The organism is Streptomyces huiliensis (genome assembly GCF_020037025.1).
Lineage (GTDB): Bacteria > Actinomycetota > Actinomycetes > Streptomycetales > Streptomycetaceae > Streptomyces > Streptomyces huiliensis.
Genome location: NZ_JAIQLH010000139.1, coordinates 1 through 3,298, shown reverse-complemented (window position 1 = coordinate 3,298; position 3,298 = coordinate 1). Strand labels below are relative to the sequence as shown.

4 protein-coding genes are annotated in these 3,298 nt (G+C 74.0%); 2 read left to right on the top strand and 2 right to left on the bottom strand.

Going from position 1 to position 3,298, the window contains the following annotated elements:
- Positions 1–1,493, top strand: a 1,493-nt coding sequence (locus JNW98_RS22690; protein WP_223770116.1) for an N-acetylmuramoyl-L-alanine amidase, incomplete at its 5' end; no start/stop codon positions are given.
- 89 nt (positions 1,494–1,582) lie between these two features.
- On the opposite strand, the gene JNW98_RS22685 is transcribed toward JNW98_RS22690, so the two are convergent.
- Positions 1,583–2,083: a hypothetical protein gene (locus tag JNW98_RS22685; protein WP_004942599.1), complete on the bottom strand. Its 501-nt coding sequence runs from the start codon at positions 2,081–2,083 to the stop codon at positions 1,583–1,585.
- Positions 2,084–2,213: 130 nt separating this feature from the next.
- On the opposite strand from JNW98_RS22685, the gene JNW98_RS22680 reads away from it, so the two are divergent.
- The gene (locus JNW98_RS22680) at positions 2,214–2,936 is read left to right on the top strand and encodes a leucine-rich repeat domain-containing protein (RefSeq protein ID WP_223770115.1); all 723 of its coding nucleotides are present in this window, start codon (positions 2,214–2,216) and stop codon (positions 2,934–2,936) included.
- A gap of 58 nt (positions 2,937–2,994) precedes the next feature.
- Here the strand turns inward: JNW98_RS22680 and JNW98_RS22675 are convergent, their stop codons facing one another.
- Positions 2,995–3,231 (bottom strand): DUF397 domain-containing protein, encoded by a 237-nt coding sequence (locus tag JNW98_RS22675; protein ID WP_223770114.1) that lies wholly within the window; start codon positions 3,229–3,231, stop codon positions 2,995–2,997.
- Positions 3,232–3,298 lie beyond the last annotated feature (67 nt).

The following is a 3,298-nucleotide window of genomic DNA, read 5'->3' as shown; positions in this document are numbered from 1 at the left end:
CCGCGAACGTGCGCGGCGGCGCGGCGCTGCTCGCCGACGCCCAGCGGCGGCTGGGCCGCCCGGCCGGCGGGGACGCCGCCGACTGGTACGGGGCGGTGGCGGGTTTCTCCGCCGCCCCGGACCCGGCGACCGCGCGGGCCTTCGCCGACGACGTCTTCGAGGTGATCCGCACGGGCGCCCGTCGCACGACCGACGCCGGCCAGCGGGTGGCCCTGGCCGCCGAGCCCCGCCTCGTCCCGCACCGGGAGGGGATGGGCCGGTCACAGCGGGCGATGCCCCCGGCAGAGGGCGTCGAGTGCCCCGAGTCCGTCGCCTGCGAGTCCGTCCCCGCCCCCTACCAGCGGCTGGAGGGCTCGGACTACGGCAACCACGACGTGTCCGACCGGCCGCGCTCGCAGAAGGCGGACTTCATCGTCATCCACGACACGGAGGCGACCTGGGAGAAGACCCTCCAGTTGATAAGGGATCCGGCGTACGTCTCGTGGCACTACACGATCCGCTCCACGGACGGCCACATCGCCCAGCACGTGCCGGTCAAGGACGTGGCCTGGCACGCGGGCAACTGGTACGTGAACGCCAAGTCGGTGGGCATCGAGCACGAGGGCTTCCTGGCACGCCCGGACGCCTGGTACACGGAGGAGATGTACCGGACGTCGGCCCGGCTGGTGCGCTACCTGGCACGGAAGCTGGACATCCCGCTGGACCGGCAGCACATCCTGGGGCACGACAACGTCCCCGGCACCGTCCCGTCGACGATCAAGGGCATGCACACCGACCCCGGCCCGTACTGGGACTGGGCCCACTACTTCGAGCTGATGGGCAGGCCGTTCCACCCGACGGCGAGCCCGTTCAGCGGCATGGTGACGATCCGCCCGGACTACGACGACAACGAGCCCGTCTACACCGGCTGCGAGAAGCCGGGCCAGGAGTGCGCGCCGCACGGTTCCGGCGCGGTCCGGCTGCACGTGGCGCCGCGGGACGACGCGCCGCTGGTCAAGGACATCGGGCTGCGGCCGGACGGCGGCGCGTCGACCACCGGCGTCAACGACACCGGGGCCCGGGCCTCGACCGGCCAGCAGTTCGCGGTCGCGGACCGGCTGCCGGGCTGGACGGCCGTGTGGTACCTGGGGCAGAAGGCGTGGTTCCGGAACACCTGGTGGGACCCGGTGGCGGTCGGGGCGTACGGGAAGCTGGTGACGCCGCGCGAGGGGCTGAAGGAGGTGCCGGTCTACGGGCGGGCGTACCCGGAGAAGGACGCGTATCCGGCGGGGGTGCCGGTCCAGGCCGTGACGCCGCTGCCGTACAAGCTGCTCGCCGGGCAGGCGTACGTGCTGGGGCAGCGGAGTCCGGCGGAGTACCTGTACGCGAACGACTTCGACCCGGCGAAGCACGTGGTGGTGCGGGGGAAGGACGCGTACTACGAGATCCAGTTCGGCCACCGGGTGGCGTTCGTCCGGGCGGCGGACGTGACGGTCCGCTCGTCCAACCACTGACGTCGCACCACTGACGTCGCACCGCCGACGGACGCGCACGGCCCCCGGGCCGGCCGGGAAGGCCGGGCTCGGGGGCCGTGCGACCGGGCTCAGCCCGCCTGGAACATCTCGGCGGGCAGCGGCTTGAGCAGCTGGTAGAGGTCGTCCGTGATCGGGCGGTCCCAGCTGGCGATGGTGACGAGGACGCCGTCGCTGCGGTCGAACTGGGTGCAGGAGACGCGGCTCTCCGAGCACTTCAGCCGGCGCACGATCAGCAGGTTGTCCTCGTGCATGACCGGGGTGTCCTCGGTCTCCAGCACCGTGACGGGCTCGTCGTTGCCGAGCGCGGCCAGCAGCTGCGCCACCTCGAAGGGCACCTGGCCCTCCTCCAGCTCGCGGGCCGGGGAGCCCTCGGGCAGGTTGCCGATGATCATCGCCGGGCCGCGCCCGCCGAACAGGTCGTAGCGGAGGAAGACCCCCTGACAGCTGCCGTCGGGCGCGGGCAGCAGCCCGGCCCCGAGATCGCCCGGCCAGTCACCGGGGTCCATGGCGAGGACGTCGAAGTCCGGCCCCGTGGGGGTGGCGGCGCTGCGGCGGCGGAGGAAGGACATGCCCACATCGTACGTGCCCGGCAGCGGGCGGCGCCCGCGGGGGAACCCCGGCCCGCCGGGCGGGAACGCCCCCTTGGTAGCGTCACCGCACCCCGGAGGCCCCGGGGCGTTTCCGGGGAGGGGGACGGCGATGCGGGACGGCACGCTCGACTACTGGCGGCGCGGGCTCGGGCGCGTACCGGACGAGGTCTGGCGGACGGAGGGCCTCCGGACGCTGGTCCTCGCGGACAACGGGCTCACGGAGCTGCCGGCCCGGATCGGCCGGCTGTCCGCCCTGCGCACCCTCGACCTCGGCCACAACGCCCTGGCCTCGCTGCCGCCCGAGCTGGGCGACCTGACCGGTCTCGACGGCTGTCTCTACCTGCACGAGAACGCGCTCGCCGAGCTGCCCGCCACGCTGGGCCGGCTGTCCCGGGTGCGCTACCTCAACGTCGGCGGCAACCGGCTGACGGAACTGCCCGAGGACATCGGCGGGATGACCGCCCTCGTCGAACTGCGCGCCCAGCACAACCGGCTGACCCGACTGCCGGAGGGCGTCGGCCGGCTGGGCGCGCTGCGCGAGCTGTGGCTGCGCGGCAACTCCCTGGCGGAGCTGCCCGGTTCGCTGGCCGACCTGGGCCAGCTGCGGGAACTGGAGCTCCGCGAGAACGCGTTCGCCGCCGTGCCCGGCGCGCTGCGCGGCCTCCCCGCGCTGCGCCGGCTCGACCTGCGGTCCAACCGCCTGACGGAGCTGCCCGGCTGGCTGGCCGAACTGCCGTCGCTGGAGAAGCTGGACCTGCGGTGGAACGCGCTCGATCCGGCACCGCGGCTGTTCGACGCGCTGGCGGCGCGGGGGTGCGAGGTGCTGGCCTGACGCGGGGCCTGGCCTGACGAGGCGTCAGACGAACCGGGCGGGCCGCGAGCGGGAGCGGCTACGTGAGGTCGAACTCGCCCTCCCGCGCGAGGTCCACGAAGGCGCGCCACTCCTCCGGAGAGAAGATCACGGCCGGGACGTCGGGGGTGCGCCGGTCGCGCAGGGCGACGTACCCGTCGATGAAGCCGATCTGGACGTCCCCGGTGCCCCGAACGCCCGTCTGCCAGGTGGCGTTGGCCAGGTCGAGCCGCTGCCGCCCGTCGTCCGCCAGGTACTCGGTCGCGCTCTTCGCCACGTGCCGTTCCCCTCCCGGTTGCGCGGTGTCCCGTGCCGCCACCCTAGCGACCCGTCGGCGTCCCGGA